The sequence below is a fragment of the Polaribacter sargassicola genome, assembly GCF_021991835.1.
Taxonomy (GTDB): domain Bacteria; phylum Bacteroidota; class Bacteroidia; order Flavobacteriales; family Flavobacteriaceae; genus Polaribacter; species Polaribacter sargassicola.
The window spans coordinates 80,021-103,305 of the sequence record NZ_JAHDAU010000009.1 but is presented as its reverse complement, the minus strand read 5'-3'; the positions used below and the strand labels follow the sequence as shown (position 1 = coordinate 103,305).

Annotated in this window: 13 protein-coding genes; 11 read left to right on the top strand and 2 right to left on the bottom strand. The window is 32.8% G+C overall.

The window, feature by feature from the left end; genetic code table 11:
* Positions 1-7 precede the first annotated feature (7 nt).
* Together KI686_RS13760 and KI686_RS13755 are read right to left on the bottom strand one after the other, a co-directional pair.
* Positions 8-1,795, bottom strand: coding sequence for a RagB/SusD family nutrient uptake outer membrane protein (locus tag KI686_RS13760; protein ID WP_237589901.1), 1,788 nt, complete (start codon positions 1,793-1,795; stop codon positions 8-10).
* Between the two features lie 25 nt (positions 1,796-1,820).
* Positions 1,821-5,039: a SusC/RagA family TonB-linked outer membrane protein gene (locus tag KI686_RS13755; protein WP_237589900.1), complete on the bottom strand. Its 3,219-nt coding sequence runs from the start codon at positions 5,037-5,039 to the stop codon at positions 1,821-1,823.
* An 831-nt stretch (positions 5,040-5,870) separates the two neighbouring features.
* Between KI686_RS13755 and KI686_RS13750 the strand changes: the two genes are divergently transcribed.
* From KI686_RS13750 to KI686_RS13700, 11 genes are all read left to right on the top strand, one after another.
* Entirely contained in the window at positions 5,871-7,355 is a 1,485-nt protein-coding gene (locus KI686_RS13750; protein WP_237589899.1) for a xylulokinase, read from the top strand.
* A 66-nt stretch (positions 7,356-7,421) separates the two neighbouring features.
* Positions 7,422-8,738, top strand: a complete 1,317-nt coding sequence (xylA, locus tag KI686_RS13745) for a xylose isomerase (RefSeq protein WP_237589898.1) — start codon at positions 7,422-7,424, stop codon at positions 8,736-8,738.
* 60 nt (positions 8,739-8,798) lie between these two features.
* Positions 8,799-10,220 (top strand): D-xylose transporter XylE, encoded by a 1,422-nt coding sequence (gene xylE, locus KI686_RS13740; protein WP_237589897.1) that lies wholly within the window; start codon positions 8,799-8,801, stop codon positions 10,218-10,220.
* 651 nt (positions 10,221-10,871) lie between these two features.
* Entirely contained in the window at positions 10,872-12,098 is a 1,227-nt protein-coding gene (locus KI686_RS13735) for a glycoside hydrolase family 88 protein (protein ID WP_237589896.1), read from the top strand.
* Between the two features lie 47 nt (positions 12,099-12,145).
* Positions 12,146-13,237, top strand: coding sequence for a glycoside hydrolase family protein (locus KI686_RS13730; RefSeq protein ID WP_237589895.1), 1,092 nt, complete (start codon positions 12,146-12,148; stop codon positions 13,235-13,237).
* A 33-nt stretch (positions 13,238-13,270) separates the two neighbouring features.
* Complete coding sequence (locus KI686_RS13725; RefSeq protein ID WP_237589894.1) at positions 13,271-14,593, top strand: sugar porter family MFS transporter; 1,323 nt, start codon at positions 13,271-13,273, stop codon at positions 14,591-14,593.
* Positions 14,594-14,611: 18 nt separating this feature from the next.
* Complete coding sequence (locus tag KI686_RS13720; RefSeq protein WP_237589893.1) at positions 14,612-15,421, top strand: alpha/beta hydrolase; 810 nt, start codon at positions 14,612-14,614, stop codon at positions 15,419-15,421.
* A 6-nt stretch (positions 15,422-15,427) separates the two neighbouring features.
* Complete coding sequence (locus KI686_RS13715) at positions 15,428-16,915, top strand: sulfatase-like hydrolase/transferase (RefSeq protein ID WP_237589892.1); 1,488 nt, start codon at positions 15,428-15,430, stop codon at positions 16,913-16,915.
* Positions 16,905-18,926, top strand: coding sequence for a glycoside hydrolase family 97 protein (locus KI686_RS13710; protein WP_237589891.1), 2,022 nt, complete (start codon positions 16,905-16,907; stop codon positions 18,924-18,926). The genes KI686_RS13715 and KI686_RS13710 overlap by 11 nt, the downstream gene beginning before the upstream one ends.
* Positions 18,927-20,597 carry a sulfatase family protein gene (locus tag KI686_RS13705; protein ID WP_237589890.1) on the top strand — a complete coding sequence of 557 codons (1,671 nt, stop codon included), beginning with the start codon at positions 18,927-18,929 and terminating at the stop codon, positions 20,595-20,597.
* A 21-nt stretch (positions 20,598-20,618) separates the two neighbouring features.
* Positions 20,619-23,279 (top strand): endo-acting ulvan lysase-like protein, encoded by a 2,661-nt coding sequence (locus KI686_RS13700; RefSeq protein WP_237589889.1) that lies wholly within the window; start codon positions 20,619-20,621, stop codon positions 23,277-23,279.
* The last annotated feature ends 6 nt before the right edge of the window (positions 23,280-23,285 follow it).

Here is a 23,285-nt window from a genome sequence, read left to right as displayed (position 1 = left end):
AAATGTTTTAATATCCAGGGTTTTGTAAAAGATTATCATTTAATCCTATTTGTGATGTAGGTAATGGGAATAAATAATTATCTCTAGAAAAATTACGGATTGATGCTGGTTGTACAACAAGACACTCTAAATCACCTACTCCAGTAGTTGTAGTTTCTGGAGAATAATTATATGATCCAGGAGAGTATAATGTGCTATTATTTTCATAAACAGTACCTTCAATAACAGCACCATATATAGTTTCTCCTAAAATAGTTTCTGCAATTCCCCATCGTCTTAAATCAGTATATCTAGACGAACTTTCAGCATAAAGTTCAATCGCTCTTTCTCTTCTAATTTCTGTTTCTATATCCATGTTATTTGCGGTTAAAAAAGCATTACTAATAGGAGGTAAACCTGCTCTAGCTTTAATTAAGTTGATAGACTCATCCATTTCAGTATCTGTTAACGCTCCATTTAATTCATATAAAGCTTCTGCATACATTAAATACACTTCAGCTAAACGCAATAAAGGAATATCATAACTTTCAGTTTGTGTTGCTCTATTTGCTATTGGTAAATCATAATTCCATGTTACAAATTTTGAGTTAAAATAACCAAAGTTATTTGTACCATTTAAAAGAACATCTCCAGTCTGTGGAATTTCTCCTAAACTTTGATGATGAGTAAAATAAGATCTCATTCTTTTATCTCTATTTTGAAATTCGTCTTGAGTATTATAATATCCTTCAAATAATGGCGAATCTGTTATAGGTAAACCATCTGTACATAAAAATAAATCCATCATCTTTCTACTTGGTCTTAATCTACCAGTATATACGTGACTTACAAGAGTACCTGCTTGTCTGTATGTAAAATCATATTTAGAGTAAAGAATATATTCTCTATTAGTAGCCTTATCTAAACCAGCAGGGTTAGATCCAGAGTCTTCTAAATTAAATAAGAAATTAGTACTTAAACCATCAAGAGCATCATCATAATTCCACAATTCAAAAGTACCAGAATCCATTACGGCCTTTGTTAAAGTAACTACTTCTTGTAAATATTTTATTATGTTTGAAGCATCATAACCAGCACTACCAGCACCAGTGCTAATACCATCTCCATCTGTACTAGTTCCTACATATTTCATCCAGGTAGCTTCATGTAATAAAACATCAGCTTTAAAAGCCATTGCAGCTTCTTTGCTAAATTTCCCTTTGTCATCAGAAGATATGTTTAATTCATCAGGTAAACCAGCTATTGCTTCATCTAAGTCTTCAATAATCTGTGCAACAACTTCATATCTACTGTTTCTAGGGGCATACAATTCTTCTGAATTTACGTCTAGTGAATTTGTAACTAATGTTACGCCACCAAACCTTTGTACTAAAAAGAAATATTGCCAAGCTCTATGAAATTTTGCAGCAGCTACATATTCAGTAATACTTGCTTCTCCATTATATTCTGCAGCTCTTTCTATTAAAAGGTTTATGTCTCTAATGGCGGTATATGCATCAGAATAATAATTATCATTAATAGGACTTAGGGTTTCTCCTCTACTATATTCTTGCATACCACCTGCTTCAAAATAACCAACTAAATCAGAACCATGATCAGAAAATATACCTTGGTCATCTTTCCAAGTAGTTAGATAAGTATAAAATCTATTAGAACCTGTTAAAAAATGTTCTGCTTCTGTATAATACACATCATCTGTAATGTCAGAAAGAGGTGTTAAATCTAAAAATTCATCTTGGCATGAATTAAATAATACCATAAAACATGGTAGTATTAAATATATTAATTTTTTCATTTGTGTGTTTTTAATTTATAATATTTTATAGTGAAACTTTTACACCTAATGCCCATGTACGCATAAAAGGGTAAGTTGCGTTATTGTTATTAGCACCAGCAGGAGCTTCAGGATCATAACCATCATTTACTTTACTAAATTCAAATAAATCATTTCCAGAGAAATATACACGTATATTATTTAGAGGGGTATTTGCTATTTTAACATCTTTAAATGTATATCCGATAATTAAAGATTTTAATCTAATGTATCTATTATTTTGTTTCATGAAATCTTTATTTATATAATTCCAACTAGCAACATTGGCCTGTGTAGATAATCTTGGAAATTCTGCATCAGGGTTTTCAGCTGTCCATGTTCTTCCTAACCATGTTGCTGACTGATTTTGCCATATTTGTTGAAAAGGAGCAGAAAAATAACCAGTTCTAACAATATATTGTTGTAAGGTTCCTTGAAAAAATGAACTTAAATCCCAATTTTTATATTTTAATTGAAAATTTAAACCGTAAACATAATGAGCTGAAGAATCTCCGTGATAAGTTAAATCGTTTGTATCTATGGTTCCATCACCATTAGTATCTACAATTCTTGTATCACCAGGTACTAATCCAGCTGTACTTCCTTGATCTCTTATAATACCTTTTCCTCCGTAAGCAGCGTAATATTCATCTACTTCTGTTTGATTGGCAAAATATCCATCTGTATTGTATAGATAAAAAGAGTTAATAGGTTTACCTTCTATAATTTTATCGTTATCAACATCATTTAAACCTGGGTCAATGGCTTCTGCACCTGTAAATTTTACAATCTCATTTCTTGAATCACTCATATTTGCACCTACGCTAATATCAAGATCTCCAATATTACCATTCCATCCTAATTGAACTTCCCAACCATTAGTTTCTAAAGTACCAGAATTAGTTAATGGAGCAGAAGTACCTAGTAAATCTGGGTATATTAAATTAATTAACATATCGCTATTTACTTTTTCATAAAGATCTACAGAACCAAAAATCTTACCATCTAAAAGTTGAAAATCTAAACCAATTTCTTTTGTAGCAATTCTTTCCCAAGTTGTTGTATTACTAAATAGACTACTAGCTCTTGTAGTTGCTTGTTGACCAGCGTAAGTTTGACCAAAAACAGTAGTACCAAAGCCAACTGTAGATAAATAACCAAAGTTACCAAAACCAGAAGTACTCCCTAATTCACCATAACCACCTCTAAGTTTTAAGAATGATATGATATTGTTATCTTTAAGAAAATCTTCTGCACTTATTACCCAACCACCAGAGGCACTAAAGTAGTTAGACCATTTATAGCCTTCGCCAAATTTAGAAGAGCCATCTCGTCTACCTTGAAGTTCTAGTAAATATTTTTCTTTATAGTTATAATTTAAACGTCCAACATAACCATATGCTCCCCATTCAGTTCCGCCACCTTCTGTTTGAATTGCTTGATCTGTTGCCCCTAAGTCTAAATCGTACACACCATAATCTACAAAACCAGTTCTTCTAGCTCTAAGACCATTTTGGGTATTCTTTTCTGCTTCTATAGCTAATAGTGCAGTTATATTATGGTCTCCAAAAGCATTAGTATAACTTAAAGTAGATTTATAATTTTTGTAGGTAACATTACTTGTTTCTTCTTGTATATATGTTTTACTAGGGTCGTTTATATAGGTAGCAAAATCTCCTTGCCAACTGTATAGAGGAACAGATAATGTATATTCTTGATCTTCACTATTTTGTTTACTAATAGCATAAGAACCTGTTAAGTTTAAATGATCTGTTAATTTATAAGATGCTTGAGCATATATTTTAAATTGTTCATCAATATAATTTGTTCTACCTCCATCTATAACTTGAGCGATAGCATTTCTTGCACCAGAAATATCTACACCACCAAATACAGAATAATATTGTCCTTGATCATTATAGGCTGGAAATAAAGGAGCATCATATGCTGCAGCATCTCTTGCTAACCCGCCTATAGGACCCGATATAAGTCTGTGAAAGTAAGAAACGTTTGTAGATAAGCTTAATTTGTCATTAACATCAACATTGTAGTTTAATGAAAAATTGTATCTTTCGGAAGAGTCGTCAGCAACTTTTAAACCACCTACATTATTATCATACCCTCCAGAAATACGGAAATTACTATTTTCACTACCTCCAGAAACACTAATATTGTGTTGAGTTGAGAAAGAATTTCCAAAAAGATCATCAAATCTATTACCCTCTGCTAACCATACTCTTCCGTTTATAGGTAAATCATAATAACCTTCTTCTCCATTTGCTATTCTCTGTAAAGTTTCACGATTGTCCCAAAAGAAATATCTAGGACTTTTTCCTGCTGCTAAATCAGAATCTACAGCTGCAAGATATACACTACCATATTCTGTCATAGTTGGTGTTGGAGGTCTAATACCAATAGTTCCTATACGAGAAACAGAACTTATATCTACCTTAACTTCTCCTCGTCCTTTTTTGGTTGTCACTAAAATAACACCTCCTGCAGCACGAGATCCATATACAGATGCAGAACCTCCTTTTAAGACACTAATACTCTCTATATCATTTGGGTTCATATCTGTAAATGATGATGTATTGATTGCTGGAATTCCATCAATAACAATTAAAGGAGTAATACCATTAACAGAAGAAGCACCTCTAACAAGAAAGTTTATACCTTCATTACCTGGTCTAGAAGAACTACGTGTAATTACAAGACCTGGACTTCTACCTTGAAGTGCTAAGGCAGGACTACCTACTGCTAAATCTTCAAAAGCTTTAGCACTTACCTGTTCAACAGATCCTGTAAGGGTTTCTTTTTTTGCTGTTCCATAACCAACAACAACAATTTCATCTAAAGTTGTAGCATCTGGTTTTAAAGAGACATTAATAACGCTTTTGTTTCCTACTTCAACTTTTTTAGAAATAAATCCTAAATAAGAAAACACTAAAGTGCTACCTTCTGGCACGTTAATTGTATACTTTCCATCGAAATCTGTAGTTGCTCCGATAGATTTTCCTTCTACAATTATATTAACTCCTGGTAATGGGGAGTTGTCATCTGCAGCCAAAACTTCTCCAGTTACCGTTCTGTTTTGGTTGTTATCTACATCATAAGTTGATGTGGCAGCATGTAACTCTGTAAAAGAACCACATAATACAAAGCCCACTATCCAAAATAGACTTGCGAAAATTTTCAGATTTATCTGACATTGTCTTAGTTTAGTCATAAAATTATTATTTTTTTAGTTAATTATGTTTCATTGATTTGTTTATGTCCAAATCGTTATACAATGTTAAAAATTATTGAAAGAAGAGATTATAAATTAATATTCAAACGTCATAAAATATCGTTCATTTGATAAATTATACCCTACAAAATCATGAATATGTTTTTTTAAATTCTTTTTTTTATTAAAAATGTAATAAATATAATCTTTTTAACTTAAGTTGATCAAGAACTGTTTTAAGAGTTGTTATAACAATGTTTTTGCTGTCTTTTTAAAAGTAAAGAAAAGGTTTGTTTTAAGAGGTTTAAAATCAGTAAAATACTGTGTTTTGTTTTATGGTTTAAAGTAGAGCTCTTTTAAAAGGCGTATCTGTTATTCATAAAAGAAGAAGTTTCTCTTAATTGATATTGAAAAATGATGATTCATAGGAACTTATTTTAACAATTAGAGTAGGAATTTTAAGAGCATTTTTGGTTATATCATATTCCTTATTAGAAGTTGTTTTTTGATTTTAAAGACTCTATATGACATAGTTTTATTTATCTATACTATAATAAGTAGCTATTATAAGTATTTCTTTTATGTGGTTATTAAAAATATTTTTTTAGCAAGTGGTAAAAGGGATATATGTTATAGCCTTTGAATTATAAGTTATGCATAACAGAAAAAATACTCATTATACTTGTGTAAGAAATCATGAAATAAATAATTTTCTTTTATAGAATCAATAATGAGTAGAAAAACAAATTTTTGATTAAAAAGTATAAAACGATTGTTTATACAAGATGGTTCTGTTTTTATAAAGTTAAATAAAGAGCATTAGAACAAAACATGTATTACTTAGGATTAGATATTGGAAGTTCTTCTATAAAAGCGGCATTGGTAACAATTGCAACAGGTAAATGTATAGGAGTTGTACAAGAACCAAAAGAAGAAATGAGCATGTTTGCTCTAAAAAATGGATGGGCAGAACAAAGTCCAGAAGATTGGTGGATACATATTTGCAATACCATTGCCCGTTTAAAAAAGCAATACAACATTAATGCAACACAAATAAAAGGAATTGGTATTTCTTACCAAATGCATGGGTTGGTATTGGTAGATAAAAAAGGGAAACTACTTAGAAAAAGCATCATTTGGTGCGATAGTAGAGCGGTAGCAATTGGGCAAAAGGCATTTACTGACATTGGAGCAAAAAAATGTGGAGATCATTTATTAAACTCTCCGGCTAATTTTACAGCATCCAAATTAAAATGGGTTCAAGAAAATGAACCTGCTATTTATGAGCAGGTAGATAAATTGATGTTACCCGGAGATTATATTGCTTATAAATTTTCAAACCAAATAAACACCACAATTTCGGGATTGTCTGAAGGCATTATTTGGGATTTTAAAAAGAATAGTATCGCCGATTTTCTTTTAGAGTATTACGGAATGGATGCCTCTTTAATACCTGACCTTGTAGATACATTTGGTGTACAATCTTTGGTAGATAAAAAAGGAGCAGCCGAAAGTGGTCTAGAGGTAGGAACTCCTATCTGTTACCGAGCGGGAGACCAACCCAACAACGCTCTTTCTTTAAATGTATTAAATGCTGGTGAAGTGGCAGCAACCGGCGGAACCTCTGGTGTGGTCTATGCCGTAACCAATAACTTATCGAGTAAAGAAAGTACACGTGTCAACAATTTTGCACATGTAAATTATACATCAGAAAATAAAAGTATTGGAAAACTATTAAACATTAATGGAGCTGGCATTCAGTACCGTTGGTTGTTAAATAATTTGGAGGTTGCTTCTTATGAAGAAATGAATCAATTGGCATCTGAAATTGCTATTGGTTCTGATGGAGTTTGTTTAATTCCATTTGGTAACGGAGCAGAACGTATGCTAAACAACCAAGAAATAGGTACACGAATTGTAAACATGAATTTGAACAATCATCACAAAGGACATCTATGCAGAGCTGCTTTAGAAGGCATTGCTTTTTCTTTTGTGTATGGTATGGAAATTTTAACATCAGACGGCATTCAACCAAGTGTAATAAGAGCTGGGAATGATAATTTATTCCGTTCAGAAATTTTTGCAAATACTGTAGCAACTTTAATAGGGCAAGAAATAGAAATCTACAATACCACAGGAGCCATTGGTGCGGCAAGAGCAGCAAATCTTTATAAAGGAGATTTGGCATCTTTTAGCAAAGCAATTATGGACAATGATTATGTAATGACTTTTGTACCTGAAAATGACCGAACAAAATATTTAGAAGCATATCAAAACTGGAAAAAAGAATTAGAATTGGTTTTAAAACATCAATAAAAGAGATGTTTTAGTAAAGCAAAACCAATTAAAAACAATAGAAGAAAACATATAAAAAATATTAAAATGGCAAATAAAGAATATTTTAAAGGAATTGATAAAATTCAATTTGAAGGAAAAGAATCAGACAATCCATTCGCTTTTAAATACTACAATCCAGACCAAGTAGTTGCTGGTAAAACCATGCGAGAACATTTTAAATTTGCCATTGCGTATTGGCATACTTTCTGCGGACAAGGAGGCGATCCTTTTGGACCTGGAACACAAAATTTTGCTTGGGATCAATCTTCAGATCCTATACAAGCAGCAAAAGACAAAGCAGATGCTGCCTTTGAATTTATTACCAAAATGGGATTTGATTATTTCTGTTTCCATGATTATGATTTAGTACAAGAAGGCGCAACTTTTGCAGAATCAGAAAAAAGATTAGAGACGATTACAGATTATATTAAAGAGAAACAAGCAGCAACAGGTATAAAATTATTATGGGGTACTGCCAACTGTTTTTCGAACCCGCGTTATATGAATGGAGCGGCTACCAACCCAGATTTTAATGTAGTAGCAAGAGCTGGTGGACAAGTAAAATTGGCTTTAGATGCAACTATTAAATTAGGTGGAGAAAATTATGTTTTTTGGGGAGGAAGAGAAGGTTACATGTCTTTGCTAAATACAGATATGGGGCGTGAGTTAGACCATATGGGACAATTTTTAACCATGGCAAGAGATTATGCAAGAGCACAAGGTTTTAAAGGAACTTTCTTTATTGAACCTAAACCAATGGAACCGATGAAGCATCAATATGATTTTGATTCAGCTACCGCTATTGGGTTTTTAAAAGAATACGGTTTAGACAAAGATTTTAAAATGAATATAGAGGTAAACCACGCCACTTTAGCGCAACATACCATGCAGCACGAGTTAGCTGTTGCTGCAAAAGCAGGTATGTTAGGTAGTATTGATGCCAACAGAGGAGATTACCAAAATGGTTGGGATACCGATCAATTTCCTAACAACATTCAAGAAACCACAGAAGCCATGTTGGTCTTTTTAGCAGCAGGTGGTTTGCAAGGTGGTGGTATTAATTTTGATGCAAAAATTAGAAGGAATTCTACAGATTTAGAAGATGTTTTTTATGCACATATTGGAGGGGCAGATACCTTTGCAAGAGCTCTACTTACAGCAGATAAAATAATAACTTCTTCTTCTTTCAACGCTTTAAGAGAAAAAAGATACAGCTCTTTTGACATAGGAAAAGGAAAAGATTTTGAAGTTGGAAAATTAGAATTGACAGACTTGTATAAAATTGCCCAAGAAAACGGCGAATTAAGTTTGCAAAGTGGTAAACAAGAATTGTTTGAGAATATTATCAACCAATACATCTAATTGATTAGCAGTTTTTTTACAGTCTTTATCTAATACAAAAGCAATTAACACTTTTTACTTATGGCAACAGCAACAAATTCAGGATATCTTTTAAAACTAACTTTAGTAGCTACTTTAGGTGGTTTGTTATTTGGGTATGATACCGGTGTTATTTCCGGAACCGTAGGTTCTTTAGATAGTTTTTTTGTAATACCCAAAGGATTGTCTGAAACTGCCGCAAGTGCGTTTAAAGGTTTTTTAGTATCTAGTGCATTGATAGGGTGTATTATAGGCGGTATTTTTGGAGGTGTAGTAAGTAAAAAATTAGGAAGAAAAAAAGGACTTATTTTAGCCGCAATGCTATTTTTAGTTTCGGCTTTGGGCTCTGCAATGCCAGAAATGTTAATTGCACCCATTGGCGAATTAGATCATAGCTTTTCTACCATATTTATCATTTATAGAATTATTGGTGGTATAGGAGTTGGTTTAGCATCTATGTTATCTCCTCTTTATATTGCAGAAATAGCACCTGCAAAAAGTAGAGGAAAACTAGTGTCTTTAAATCAGTTGGCAATTGTAGGTGGTTTTATGGTGGTATATTTTGTCAATTATTTTATTTCTAAAAGTGGAGGTTCTGATGTTTGGTTGAATGAAGTGGGATGGAGATGGATGTTTGCTTCTGAGGTTGTGCCAGCAGGATTGTTTTTAGGTTTTTTATTTTTTGTACCCGATACACCACGGTCTTTAATGCTAAGAAATCAACCCGAAAAAGCGTTAGAGGTTTTAATAAAAGTAAATGGTAAAAAAGAAGGAATTGCTATTTTAGAAGAAATAAAAGCATCTACCAATCAAAAAACATCAGGGCATCTTTTGTCTTTTGGTTGGTTGGTAATTATTGTAGGAATTTTAATTTCTGTATTACAACAGTTTGTAGGAATTAATGTAGTATTATATTATGCGCCAGAAATTTTTAAAACCATATCCGCAGGTACAGATAGTGCCTTGTTAATGACCATTATAGTAGGTATTGTTAATTTTGTATTTACCATTATTGCCGTAAAAACCGTAGATAAATACGGTAGAAAACCTTTAATGATGATTGGTGCTTTGGGCATGGGAGTAGCAATGATTTCTTTAGGATTTGTCTTTTTTACAGGAGCCACAGGTTATTTGGCATTGTTTTGCATGATGTTGTATGTAGCTAGTTTTGCCATGAGTTGGGGACCGGTTGCTTGGGTGTTGTTGGCCGAAATTTTTCCGAATAAAATTAGAGGAAAAGCACTTGCAATTGCAGTGGCAGCACAATGGATTTCTAATTATTTGGTGTCTTTAACTTTTCCGATGATGAATGATAATTCGTATTTAACAGCGTTGTTCAATCATGGGTTTGCCTATTGGGTATATGGTATTATGAGCATCATTGCCATTTTATTTATTAAAAAGTACGTGCCAGAAACCAAAGGAAAAACATTAGAAGAAATGGAAAACCTTTGGAAAAAATAACGATTACAATCAATTCACCTTTCTTTTTTAGTGTAAAAAGAAAGGAATTAAAAAGTATATAAACGATTTTTGAAAAAGTGAATTAGTAATTTTAAGCTGCATTATTTTTATTTAAAAATAGTGTAGCTTTTTTATAAAAACATTATTTGATAGGTATAAACCCCTTCTTTTTTAAGAAAGGTTGCTATTTTAAAAAATCAAATCAATAAAAAGAATATAGATTCTTATTCTTAAAATACTGATAGCAAATTTAAAAGGGGATTCCATTTTTTAGAAGAGATAAAAGCAGTTTTATCTTTATAAAAAGAAGCTATAAACTACTTGTTTTAGTCAAAAACAACAGTGTTTTAAGAAATCTGAATAAGGCAATATTTTTTTGGAGGAATTATGGATGTCAATAGACTGGTTTGTCTTGTTATTATTGAGATTGAAGCAAATGTGTTTAGAGTTTTTTTGTCTTAAAAAAGAGGTGAAATAGTATAAAAAAGGATGATAAATAGGCAAAAGAACGATATGTTATAGCCTTTGAATTATAAGTTATGTTTTCTACATGGTATTGTTATTATAATTGTATAAAAAAAGTTTAGTAGACAGACTTCTTTTTAGAGCAAACAAAAAATTAAAAAATAGAATACTTTAAAAATATTAAATATGATGATCAGAAGGCCACTATTGTTTTTAGCAGTAATTTTTACAATAATTTCATGCAATTCAACAAAAAAAGAGACAGCAACAACCAAAATTGATTTGGATAAATTCAATGTTAAAACGGTGCTAGATGCAAACCTTTTAAAAGAAAAAGAGGTAACCAAAACATTGGTCTATGCAGATAGTTTTCCTAGAAATATAGATAAAGGAAGTAAAAACTGGAATTTTGTGGGGGTAAAAGATTGGTGTAGTGGTTTTTTTCCGGGAACCTTATGGTTTGCTTATGAGTATTCTGGTGATCAATATATAAAAGAACAAGCACAAAAATTTACGGAGCCTATTAAAACCATTGCTTATACAAAAGCAGACAATCATGATATTGGTTTTATGGTGTATGGTAGTTACGGAAACGCTTACAGATTAACAGGTAATGAAGAATACAAAAATGTATTATTAGCTGCAGCAGATACTTTGGCTACTTTATACAATCCTAAAGTTGGTTCTATTTTATCTTGGCCAAGTCAAGTACATAAATTTAGACACAATACCATTATTGATAATATGATGAATTTAGAGTTGCTTTTTTGGGCAGCTAAAAATGGGGGAAGTCAAACATTATATGATATTGCTAAAACTCACGCAGAAACAACTATGAAATATATTGTGCGTAAAGACAGTGCTGTATACCATGTAGGTTCTTTTGATGAAAATACTGGAGAATTTTTAAGAGGCTATACACACCAAGGTTATGCAGACGAGTCTATGTGGGCAAGAGGTCAAACTTGGGGTATTTATGGTTTTTCTATGGCGTATAGAGAAACAGGAGAACAAGCATTTTTAGATACGGCAATTAAATTATCAGATCATTATATCAACCGTTTACCAGAAGATAAAATTCCTTATTGGGATTTTGATGATCCTAAAATTCCGAATGCGCCAAGAGATGCTTCAGCAGCAGGTGTAGCCGCTTGCGGAATGTTAGAGTTGTCTATGTTGGTAAAAGATGAAACACTAAAAGCAAAATATTACAATGCGGCAGTTAGTTATATTAAAGCATTGTCATCAGACAAATATTTAAGCGGCGATACAAACCAATCACTATTATTACATTCAACAGGGCATTTTCCACACAACTCAGAAGTAGATGTGCCAATTGTATATGCAGATTACTACTTTATGGAAGCCTTAGTACGTTTAAATAAAATGCAAGAAGCTTTTGCAGCAGAATAAATACTGTTTAAAAGCAGTAGAAAAATAGTATAAAGTGATGTAAAAGGATGATGAAATATATTTTTTTCTTTGTATTAGGATGTGTTGCTATAAGTAATGCGCAAAACTCAATTAGCAATTTTAAACCAGCACCAGTAGGTGGTGGTTTAGAAATGGAAGGTTATTGGGTTTGGGGAAGTTCGGTTATAAAGGGAGAAGATCAGTTATATCATATGTACGCTTCTAGGTGGCCAAAAATGTTGCCTTTTCATCCTGGTTGGATGATTGCGTCAGAAATTGTACACGCTACTTCTAAAACACCAGAAGGGCCTTACCAATTTAAAGAAGTGGCTTTGGGAGCAAGAGGAGCACAATATTGGGATGGACGCTCTTGCCACAATCCTAAAATTGTAAAATATAAAGACACATACATTCTTTATTATATGGGATCTACGCATCCGTTTGAAGAGGTAACTAAAGAAAATGTAAACGAATTTGATTTGTCTAGTAAATGGTGTATTGCAGGACGTTGGGGCAAACGTGTAGGTATTGCCATTTCTAAAAGCCCAAACGGACCATGGAAAAGATTAGACAGTCCTATTTTAGAGGTAAAACCAAATTCTTATTATAGTTTTTTAACCTCTAATCCATCACCATTAATTAAAGAAGATGGTTCTGTAGTGTTATTATTTAAAGGAAGAAGTTATAAAAAAGATGGTATTACCAATAGTGACATGAGTATTGGAGTAGCCACTGCACCGTCTTACGATGGTAAATATACAGTTGTTGGCAATGCGCCTTTATTTTCTATGGAACATTTTGGCGAAGTAGAAGATCCGCATTTGTGGAGTGATGCAACAGGTTATCACATGATAGCAAAAGATCAAAGAGGTACAATTACAGGAGAAATGGGTGATGGACTTTTAGCTCATTCTAAAAACGGAATTGATTGGGAAATAGACAAAACCCCTAGAGCTTATACAAAATTAGTACAATGGAATAATGGCAAAACTATTAAACAGGGGCAGTTAGAACGTCCTTTTGTTTTGGTAGAAAAAGGAAAACCAACACATCTCTTTTTTGCGACGATGGATGGTCCTGGCGGATTTGGAAATGGAACCAAAACATGGAATATGGTAATCCCATTAAAAGAAGAATAAACAAACAAATAACTAAAATAATCAGCATCAATCATGGGGAATAAAAAAATATTAATGTGGTCTATAACAGCTGCTTTGGCAGGGTTTTTATTCGGTTTTGACGTCGTAGTCATTTCGGGAGCAGATCAAAAACTACAAGCATTATGGCAATCATCAGATTCGTTTCATGGTTCTGTAGTAATGGGAATGGCTTTGTGGGGAACTGTATTAGGAGCTATTTTTGGAGGTATACCCACTAATAAATATGGTAGAAAAAATACGTTGTTGGTTATTGGTGCTTTGTTTGCAGTTTCCGCTATTGGGTCTGCATTGGCAAATGATCCCTATGTGTTTGCATTTGCTCGTTTTATTGGTGGTGTAGGTGTAGGAGCTTCTACCATTGCAGCGCCTGCTTATATTTCAGAAATTGCACCTGCAAAAGATAGAGGGCGTTTGGTAGCCATGTATCAGTTTAATATTGTATTTGGTATTATGATTGCTTATTTATCTAATTATTTGTTGAGTGGTGTTGGCGAAAATGCCTGGAGATGGATGTTAGGTGTAGAAGCAATTCCGGCAGTATTGTATATGTTATTTGCGTTAAAATTACCAAAAAGTCCGAGATGGTTATTATCTAAGGGTAGAGAAGCAGAAGCCAAAGAAATTTTAACATTTATAGATCCTACAGTAGATGTACAAGAAAAAATTAACGAATTCAACTCTCACAACGATAGTAGCGATAAATCTGAAACTATTTTTATAAAAAAGTACCGTTACCCATTAATGTTGGTTTTTTTAATCGCCTTTTTTAATCAATTTTCTGGAATTAATGCCGTTTTATATTATGCACCACGTATTTTTGAAGCAGCTGGTTTGGGAGAAAGTACCGCTTTGTTAAATAGTATTGGTTTAGGGGTTACTAATTTGATATTTACTTTGTTAGGGGTGTTTTTAATCGATAAATTAGGTAGAAAAACTTTAATGTATATTGGTTCTGTGGCATATATTGTTTCATTAAGTCTTTTGTCTGCCGCTTTCTTCTTAGATTGGACAGGTATGGCTGTACCCTTTTTCTTATTTTTATTTATAGGTGCACATGCAGTTGGGCAAGGAGCGGTAATATGGGTTTTTGTTTCAGAAATATTCCCAAATCATTTAAGAGCATCCGGGCAAGCTTTTGGTAGCTCTACACATTGGGTGTTGGCAGCAATCATTCCATCCTTATTTCCTTTGTTGTTAAAAGCGATAGGAGGAGGAATGGTCTTCTTAGTTTTTGCAGTTATGATGGTATTGCAATTATTATATGTGGCTTTTTTAATGCCAGAAACCAAAGGAAAAACATTAGAAGAGTTAGAAGATATTATTTTAAAAAAATAGGAAGTTAATTAGTGTCATATGAAGAATATCATTGGATTCATACTTTGTTTTTATTGTTCTGTACAGCTTTATGCATCTAAAGTAGATACTTTAAATGTATACAGTAAATCGATGAACAAGAATATAAAAAATATTGTGATTACTCCAGATTCATATTCGAAAAAAGGGAAAGCATATTCTGTAGTTTATTTGTTACATGGAGCTGGTGGAGATTATAAAGATTGGTTAAAAAAAGTACCAAAATTGGGTAAATATGCAGATATATATAATGTAATAATTGTTTGTCCAGATGGAAATAAAACGAGCTGGTATTTTGATAGTCCTGTTGATGAAACCATGAAATATGAAACTTATATTTCAGAAGAACTTGTTTTAGAAATAGACAAATCATTTAATACAATCGTCAATAAAAAGAATAGAGCAATCTCTGGTTTAAGTATGGGCGGACATGGAGCTTTGTATTTAGCGTTTAAGCATACCGATATTTGGGGTGTGGCAGCTAGCATGAGTGGCGGTGTAGACATTAGACCTTTTCCTTTGCGATGGGATCTTGCAAAACGATTAGGCAGTTATGCAGAACATAAAGAACATTGGGAACAAAATACGGTGATTAATTTAGTGCATTTGTTAAATGGTAAAAATCTAAAATTAATGTTCGATTGTGGGGTTGATGATTTTTTTTACGATGCCAATGTAAGATTACATAAAAAGCTATTACAGAGAAATATACCGCATGACTATATAGAACGACCAGGTGGACATACCAATGAATATTGGAAGAATTCCATTAAATATCAAATGTTATTTTTTAACGAGTTTTTTAAGTAAAATATCATGAATAGTAGAATATTAAAAATTGTTTTAATTAGCTTAACGGTGTTGGTTACTTCGTGTAAATCTAACAATACAGCGAGTAAGAAATTAAATACAACAATAACAGAAATAAACAAACAACCCAATATTGTAGTATTGTTGTGTGATGATTTGGGTTATGGGGATTTGTCTTCTTTTGGGCATCCTGTAATTGAAACTAAAAATTTAGATAAGTTAGCAGAAACAGGAATTAAATTGACCAATTTTTATTCTACAGCCCCAGTATGTTCTCCTTCTAGAGTTGGGTTGTTAACAGGTAGAAGTCCTAATAGAGCTGGAGTATATGATTTTATACCTGGTTTAAAAAAGAGTGAAGACAATAGAGATTTGGTGCACTTACAAGCAGATGAAGAAACCATTCCTGCCATGTTAAAATCGGCCGGATATGCTACTTGTTTGGTGGGTAAATGGCACTGTAGTTCTCGCTTTAATAGCGATTTGCAACCGCAACCAGATGATTTTGGTTTTGATTATTGGATGGCCACGCATAACAATGCAGCACCTACTCATAAAAATCCGACCAACTTTGTACGTAATAGAGAAAAGGTAGGAGAAATAGAAGGATTTAGCAGTCAGATTATTGTATCAGAAGCTATTAAATGGTTGGATAATAAAAAAGACGACAAGCCTTTCTTTTTAGAGGTAACCTTTCATGAACCACACGAACCAATTGCGTCTCCAGAAGATTTGGTGCAAAAATATTTACCAAAAGCAAAAAATAGAGAACAAGCAGAATATTTTGCCAATGTAGAAAATGTAGATATTGCTGTAGGACGTTTGATAGAGTACTTTAAAAAGAACAATATGAACAATACATTGATTGTTTTTAGTTCGGACAACGGACCAGAAACGTTGATGAGATATTATAGAGCAAAACATTCTTACGGATCTCCTGGAGATTTAAAAGGAATGAAATTATGGACTAATGAAGCTGGTTTTAGAGTACCTGGTATTGTAAATTGGATAGGAAAAGAAACCTTTACAGGTACTACAGACAATGTGGTATCTGCATTAGATCTTTTACCAACTTTTGCAGAAGTATCCGGAGCAAAATTACCAAGTAAAAAGTTAGACGGAGAGTCTTTTACAGCGTTATTTGATAAAGGAGAATTTGAAAGAACCAAACCTTTAATTTGGGCTTTTTACGATGCAATTAACAAACGTAGAGTTGCAATGAGAATGGGAGATTGGAAAATAATGGCTCGTTTGGTAGATGAAAATAATGAGGAATTACCACACATTCATAATCTTTATGATGGAAATGAAAAGATGGTGAAAAACGCAAAATTAACAGATTACGTATTGTTTAATTTACAAGAAGATGTAACAGAATCAGAAGACTTATCTATAAAGAATCCTGTAGTTTTCGAGAAAATGAAAAAAGAATTTGCTCTACAATACAAAGATTTGTTAGACGGAAGTCATGTTTGGGTAAGAAATGAAAATTAAATTACACGTAAACTTATTAAATATGTTCTTATTAAGAATAAAGTATATCATTTTTCTTGTATTGGTTGTAATATCTAGTAGCTGCGATCAATCAAATGATGTTATAGAATTATCATCACCAGATACTTCTAAAAAAATTATCTTCTTAGAAGGAGAAAATAATAACAATGTTACGTTTTCAGTTTATTACAATAATCAAAAAGTAATTCAAACATCTGTCTTAGAATTGTTATCAGAAGAATTAAATTTTTCTGGAAAAGTAACTGTTGAACAAATAGAAAATACAACTGTAAATACTAGTTGGAATTCTAGGTTTAGTGAGTTAAGTACCATTCCGGACAATTACAATCAAACTAAAATTTACTTAAAGCAAGGAGATGCCAAGTTAAATATTATAGCTAGAGCTTATAATGAGGGAGTTGCATTTTCTTATGAAATTCCTGAGCAAAACGGAATAGAAAAAATCGGGTTGAGTGAAAATATTCATTATAATTTTTCTGAAAACTTTCCGGTTTGGTCTACTCCAAAACGTGAAAAAGGAGTATTAACAGCTCAAGGAAAATACAGTAAAATTCCTATGACTGAGTTACAAGAAGGAGCAGACAGACCTTTATTAATTGAAGTAAGTGATGATATAAAAATTGCTTTGGCAGAAGCTCAGTTGGTAGATTATGCTAGAATGAGTTTTGATAAAGGAAATTCATCAGAATATAGTATTGTATCTACTCTTGACGGAAAAACAGAAGCATTAAAGCAAGATGAAATTACAGGAGCTGTTGTAGAAGAAAACAAAGTAGCAGGAGCTAGAGTACATAAAAAACTTCCTTTTCAATCTCCATGGAGAGTGGTTATGATGGGAGAAAATTATGGCGAATTGTTAGAAAATAATTATTTAATACAGAACTTAAATCCACCATCTGAAATTGCTGATGATTCTTGGATTAAACCAGGAAAAGTACTTAGAGAAACCACTTTAACTACTCAAGGAGCATTTGCAGCAATAGATTTTGTATCAAGCCACAACATGCAATACATTATGTTTGATGCGGGTTGGTATGGAAATGAAATGAAGAACAGTTCTGATGCTACTACGGTTACTTTAGATCCTAAAAGATCAAAAGGGCCTTTAGACATGCAAGCGGTTACAGCCTACGGAAAAGAAAGAGGAGTAGGACTTATTTTGTATGTAAATCGTCGTGCTTTAGAAAAGCAGTTAGATGTTATTTTGCCATTGTTTAAAGAATGGGGAGTAGCAGGTATTAAGTTTGGTTTTGTAAGAGTTGGAGATCAAGATGCAACTGCATGGATGCACGAAGCTATTAAAAAAGCTGCTAAATATGGAATGATTGTAGATGTTCATGATGAGTACAGACCAACAGGATTTTCTAGAACATACCCTAACTTGTTAACGCAAGAAGGAATTAGAGGAGATGAAGAATCAGTGCCAAACGACCATACTTTAATAACAATGTTTACCAGAACATTGGCCGGAGCATCGGATAACACAGTTTGTTACTATAACTCACGTGTTGATAAAATGGGATCACATGCATCTCAATTAGCAAAAACGATCTGTATTTTTAGTCCGCTACAATTTTTGTATTGGTATGATAAAGCACCTGCAGCTCCAATAAAAGAAGATGGATTATGGGGAGATACTAAAACGATTGGTAACGAACCAGAACTTGAGTTTTTTAACAATGTACCTACCACTTGGGATGAAACAAAAGTGTTAAAAGCTGAAATTGGTGAAGTTGGAGTGATTGCTCGTAGAAAAGGAAACGATTGGTTTGTTGGAGGAATTAACGGAACTACTCCTCATGAGGTTGAAGTAGATTTTTCTTTTCTAGAACCAAACAAAAAATACATAGCTAAAGTGTATACAGATGATGAAACTGTAAAAACAAGAACCCAAGTTAAAATAGAAGAAATAGAAGTGTCTAATAAAACAAAACAGCACCTTAGTTTAAAAAGCAACAATGGTTTTGTAATGCAAATAATTCAACAATAAATGAAAAATCAACAAGAAATATTAAGGTTTTTATCGTTTTTCTTTTTGGCTATACTTGTAATATCATGTAAGCCAAAAGAAAAAAAAGCAGCAAAAAAAGAATTACCAACCAAACGCCCAAACATTATTTTTATGATGTCTGATGATCATGCCTATCAAGCTATTAGTGCTTATAGCGATCATTTAATTCAAACGCCCAATATAGATCGTATTGCAGATGAGGGACTTAAGTTTACAAATGCTTGTGTTTCTAACTCTATTTGTGCACCTTCTAGAGCAACAATTCTAACAGGAAAACACACGCATATTCACGGTAAAGTAGACAACGTTTTTCCGTTTGATGAATCTCAAGTTACGTTTCCACAAATTATGCAACAAGCTGGTTATAAAACAGCAATGTTTGGTAAATTACATTTTGGAAACAACCCAAAAGGGGTAGATGAGTTTAAAATTTTACCGGGTCAGGGTAGATATTACAATCCTATTTTTAATACCAATGATGGACAAATTACTGTAGAAGGTTATGTAACGGATATTATTATGGACATGACTTTAGAGTGGTTAGAAAAAAACAAAGATGATGATCAACCATTTATGTTGTTTTCTATGCAAAAAGCACCGCATAGAGAGTGGTTGCCTGCGCCTCGTCATTTTAAAGAATATACAAAGAAAACGTTTGTAGAGCCAGCAACTTTGTTTGATGATTATGAAGGAAGAGGAACTGCAGCAAAAACTGCAGAAATGAATCTTTTAACACATATGAATTGGGCTGGAGATTCTAAACTATATCCAGAAATGATGAAAGAATTGGGTATAAAAGACATGTCTGGTTGGGATTTAGAAGCCTTTGAACGAGAAGTAGGAGCAATGAATAAAGAACAAAGAGCTGTGTGGGATTCTGTTTATAAGCCTATGATGGAAGAATTTAAGGAAAAATATCCTTCTATGAATAAAACCGAATTAATGAAATGGCGTTATCAACGTTATATGCAAGATTATTTAGGTTGTATTGCCTCTGTTGATGAAAACGTAGGTCGTTTGTTAGATTATTTAGAAGAAACAAAACTAGATGAAAATACCATTATCATTTACACATCAGACCAAGGGTTTTATTTAGGAGAACATGGTTGGTTTGATAAGCGTTTTGTTTACGATGAGTCTTTTAAAACACCATTATTAATTAAATGGCCAAATGTAATTACACCAGGAACAACTAATACAGAAATGGTTCAGAATTTAGACTTTGCACAAACTATTTTAGAAGCAGCACATATTGTGCCTCCATCAGACATGCAAGGAGAAAGCTTAATTCCGTTATTATTAGGTAATAATGATGAATGGACCAGAGATGCGGTGTATTATCATTATTACGAATATCCAGGAATACACATGGTAAAAAGACATTATGCAATTATTACGCAAGAATACAAATTGGCACATTTTTATTATGATGTGGATGAATGGGAATTGTATGATAGAAAGAAAGATCCTAATGAAATGAAAAATGTAATTGATGATCCTGCGTATGCAGACATTGTTGTAAAATTAAAACAACAATTGGCAGATTTAAGAGCGCAATATGGAGACAGTTCTCAATTAGATCAAGAAATATTGAAAAAATATTTAGAAGCAAAAAACAATCCAGATATAGAAACGGTACCGTTACATTAAAAAACAATTATTAGATTGAACATGAAGTATAAGCAACACATTTATTTATTTTTAGTTTTTAGCTTTATTATTACAACTTGTTTGGCTCAAGAAGTAGTACCACACCCAAGATTGTTTGCTACTAATAAAGATAGAACTGTATTATTAGATAAAATAGAAAAAGAAGATTGGGCAAAAGCTTCATGGAAAAAAATCCTCTCAGAAATAGAGGTACATGTAAATCGTCATCAATCAGACCCAGAATGGATGGTGTCTAGATTGGCTATGTATTGGAAAGAAGGAGAAAGATATACCCAATGTTATATTAAAAAGCAAGATTGGGATTATGGAGAAGGAAATGCACCTGTGCCAACTGTACGTTTGCCAGGAATGCGTAGATGGAATGATTATGTAAACGTACCTTTAGAAGATAGAATTCCTTATAACGAAACCGGAGACATGTTAGGAATTAGCCGTTCTAAATCAGATAAAACACCAGTTTTAATTCCGTATAAAGAAACAGGGCACATGGTTCGTCAAAACAATATGGAAATTTTAAAGTTGGCAGAAAAAGCGGCTTTTGCATATTACATTACCCAAGACGAAAAATATGCTCAATTTTCTTCGGATATTTTCTGGAAATGGTTACTGGGTGTTTATTATATGAATCCGCCTTTAGACCCAAAAGAATCTGCAGGAGGACCCGGAGGATACAAACCAGGAGGAATTTTAGGATATTATGATTATGAAGTAATTCATGACGATCGACAAATCCCAATGGCAATTACTTATGATTTTTTGTATGATTATTTAAACAAACATCCTAATGAGCATTTAAAAAACATCAATAAAAAGACAGTAGATGTAGCAGGAACAGTTTTTAAACGTTTTATAGAAATAGGATTGGTAAGAGGTGGTAAAAAAGGAAACTGGAACGTAAACCGTTACAAAAACATCTTAAAAAGTATGTTAGTTTTAGAATCGAATGATTTTTATGAAGACGGAAAAGGACGAGAATATTACATTCCGTTTTACACCGAAAAATCTGGAGATCATTATGCAGGTTTGCCAGAAATAATGGCAAATTATAATAAGGTAACAGGTTTGTGGCCAGAGTCTCCAGGTTATGCATCTGGTATGATTCCTTTTGTATTAGATATGGGATTACAGTTGTACAAAGCAGGGGTAAACACTTTACAAGGAAACCCAATAATTACCAAAGCAGCATTGGCAAATTTAGGTTGGTTAGATGCTCGTGGAAACTTGGTTGTTTTTGGTGACATGCGTGGTGGCCCTGCTAACATGTCTGCTTTTGAGTCTTTATTAACGTATGCAACTTGGGAAGGAGATACTGAAACAGCCAAAAAAATGGCTACTGTCATCAGAAAAAATACGGCATCTGGTCAATATGATAGATCGCAATCTGATTGGATAGGAATTATATTAAATCAACCTTTACCAGCTTCTGAAAGTGAATTGCCTTTTCAAGAAGCAGCTTATTCCGAATTTCATAGACATCTAATTTTTAAGAATGGAAATGATGAACAAAATGGAATGATGTTTACTTTATACGGTGGAAGATATCAATCTCACTTGGGAGAAAATGGTTTAGCTATGCAGTTTTACGGAAAAGGATGGTCTTTAGCTCCGGATGCTTCTGCATACGAATCTTATTGGTCTAAAGATGCAGGTTATCATAGAGGAATAACAGGTTCTAATACCATTGTGCCAGGATATAAAAAAGGAGCAATTACTGTAAATGCAATGGACCCTTTTGTAGATACCAAAACCAGTTTTTACAATACAGAAACAACATCAAAAAAAGTGTCTTTTGCAGATGTATCTGCGGATGAAAAACGCCGTTTGGTAGCGATGATTCGTACTTCTAAAACTACAGGATATTATGTAGATGTATTTCGATCAGATCAAGCAAATAATGATTTTATTCATCATAATTTGGGGAATTCTGTAGTGCTTAAAAATAACAATCAAACGGCTTTAGATTTAAAAAAGGTAAATGATCTGGGCGTTGATTACAATAAAAATTATGCGTTCTTTAAAAATCAGAAAAAGGTTGCTTACGCAAATGATTTTAATGCCATTTGGGATCTTAATGATTTAGAAGTAAACATGTGGATGATGGGACAAAAAAATAGAGAAATCTATGCCGTAGAAGCCCCACCAACCACTTTAAGAAATGATATTACACCTAATCAGATAAATAAAAGTCCGCAAGTAACACACACTTTAATTGTGCGTCAGAATAACATTAATGCAAAAGAAAATCCTTTTGTATCTGTTTTTGAAGCCTATGAAAAAGGAAATAAAAGTATCGAAAAAATAGAAGGCCTACATACTTCTAAAAATATGATAAGTATTAAAGTTTCTTCTAAAAATAGTACACAATTTATTGGAAACGCTATTGATAACAAGGTGTATGAACCGATTAAGAAATTTAAATTTCAAGGAGTATTTGCAATTGCTTCCGAAAAAAATGGAGCAATTGAGTATTTATATTTAGGAAAGGGAAAATTGCTACAAAAAGGAAAAGTTAAAATAGAAGCTGTAGATAAAGCAATTACAGCAGAAATTAGAATGCAAGATGGTAAATATTTTTATTCGTCTGATAAGCCCTTATTTATAAAGTTACAAAAAGGAAAAGCAAAAGAATATCCTGCAGGATATGATTTGGAAATAAAATAGTTTTTA

Coding starts and splice junctions, on each gene's coding strand:
- KI686_RS13750 (WP_237589899.1), top strand. CDS start 5,871: ATGTATTACTTAGGATTAGATATTGGAAGTTCTTCTATAAAAGCGGCA.
- KI686_RS13720 (WP_237589893.1), top strand. CDS start 14,612: ATGAAGAATATCATTGGATTCATACTTTGTTTTTATTGTTCTGTACAG.
- KI686_RS13705 (WP_237589890.1), top strand. CDS start 18,927: ATGAAAAATCAACAAGAAATATTAAGGTTTTTATCGTTTTTCTTTTTG.
- KI686_RS13760 (WP_237589901.1), bottom strand. CDS start 1,795: ATGAAAAAATTAATATATTTAATACTACCATGTTTTATGGTATTATTT.
- KI686_RS13700 (WP_237589889.1), top strand. CDS start 20,619: ATGAAGTATAAGCAACACATTTATTTATTTTTAGTTTTTAGCTTTATT.
- xylE (WP_237589897.1), top strand. CDS start 8,799: ATGGCAACAGCAACAAATTCAGGATATCTTTTAAAACTAACTTTAGTA.
- KI686_RS13730 (WP_237589895.1), top strand. CDS start 12,146: ATGATGAAATATATTTTTTTCTTTGTATTAGGATGTGTTGCTATAAGT.
- KI686_RS13735 (WP_237589896.1), top strand. CDS start 10,872: ATGATGATCAGAAGGCCACTATTGTTTTTAGCAGTAATTTTTACAATA.
- KI686_RS13715 (WP_237589892.1), top strand. CDS start 15,428: ATGAATAGTAGAATATTAAAAATTGTTTTAATTAGCTTAACGGTGTTG.
- xylA (WP_237589898.1), top strand. CDS start 7,422: ATGGCAAATAAAGAATATTTTAAAGGAATTGATAAAATTCAATTTGAA.
- KI686_RS13710 (WP_237589891.1), top strand. CDS start 16,905: ATGAAAATTAAATTACACGTAAACTTATTAAATATGTTCTTATTAAGA.
- KI686_RS13725 (WP_237589894.1), top strand. CDS start 13,271: ATGGGGAATAAAAAAATATTAATGTGGTCTATAACAGCTGCTTTGGCA.
- KI686_RS13755 (WP_237589900.1), bottom strand. CDS start 5,039: ATGACTAAACTAAGACAATGTCAGATAAATCTGAAAATTTTCGCAAGT.